The 1,323-nt window shown below is 63.0% G+C and carries 2 protein-coding genes; both read right to left on the minus strand.

Going from position 1 to position 1,323, the window contains the following annotated elements:
* Positions 1–427, minus strand: a 427-nt coding sequence (locus EN750_RS34610; RefSeq protein WP_189526682.1) for a cation:proton antiporter, incomplete at its 3' end; no start/stop codon positions are given.
* A 282-nt stretch (positions 428–709) separates the two neighbouring features.
* The coding region (locus tag EN750_RS34615) for an ABC transporter ATP-binding protein (RefSeq protein ID WP_145968209.1) at positions 710–1,323 on the minus strand (614 nt) is incomplete at its 5' end.

The raw sequence follows: 1,323 nt of genomic DNA on the forward strand, positions 1-1,323 counted from the left end.
CAGTGATGCGGTGCGGCACCTTGAACTGGCCAAGCACGGCCGATGCCGCAACCGCATCGGGCGGCGCCACGATGGCGCCAAGCGCTATGGCCGCGGCGATCGGCAGGCCTGCCATCGCCCAGCCGGCAAGTGCGACCGTCGCTGTCGTGAACAGGACGGCACCAAGCGCCAGCAGCACAAGCGGCACCCTGTAGCGGTTGAGATCGCGCAGCGAGGTATCATAGGCGGCATCGAGCAGCACCGGCGCGATGAACAGGGCTAGCGCCAGTTCCGGATCGATCTCTATGGTCGGCACGCCAGGCACGAAGGCGATGGCCACCCCGGCCAGCGCCAGCAAAGAGGGATAGGGAACCTGTACGCGCCGCGACAGCGCCGTCAGCGCAACGGCGATCAACAGCAGAACGAGTGTCAGTTCGAAAAGCGCCATGGCCTGTTATAGCCGGGATGCGAGACGCTGGCAGTGGCAAAGCGGCTGGAAACTGTTGATTGGCCAGCAAGCTCGAGCCGATGGGAATATGCCTCGAATTGCCTTCCACCGATGCCCTGCCAAATCGACAAATGCGCCGACCGCACCGACATCGAAATCACCGATAGAGGGCTCGCTTAAACACGGACTTCCCTGCATTGCAGCCCATTGCCACGCGGACGGAAGCATCTCCCGTCTTCGCAGACCGGGATGCAGCCATTCATTTTGAGCAAGCGCATCAGCCTAGTGCAGCACCAGCATGTCGCTCGACGAGAACGAGATCTCGGCCTTTTCACCGACTGCGGGTGGCGGGGTTGCCGGGCTGTTGAAGGTGTCGAGCGAGACCGTGTTGCCACCGATGCCGACGCGAACCCGGATGACCGAGCCGAGAAAATGCACTTCGGAGATTTCTCCCGAAAGGCTGGAGTCACGGCCGGGCTGACGGCCCAGCGAAATCGCTTCCGGACGCAGCGCCAGCGACAGCGTGTCACCTGATTTGGAGCCGTTGAGCTTGCCCTTGAGCGAAACCTGTTCGGAATTGACCCGCACCGTGCCTGCAGCCGCATCGGTGACGGTGCCTTCCAGCACGTTCAGCGTGCCGACGAAATTGGCGACGAACTTGGTCGCCGGACGGTTGTAGATCTCGAACGGCGTGCCGACCTGCTCGGCTTTGCCGCCATACATGACGGCGATGCGGTCGGAGATCGACAGCGCCTCTTCCTGGTCGTGCGTGACAAAGATAGTGGTGATGCCGAGCTTCTTCTGGATCGAGCGGATTTCCTCGCGCAGCGACACGCGCACCTTGGCGTCGAGCGCCGACAGCGGCTCGTCGAGCAGCAGCAGCTTCGGCTTCGGCG

It is taken from the genome of Mesorhizobium sp. M7A.F.Ca.ET.027.03.2.1 (assembly GCF_003999175.1).
Taxonomy (GTDB): Bacteria; Pseudomonadota; Alphaproteobacteria; order Rhizobiales; family Rhizobiaceae; genus Mesorhizobium.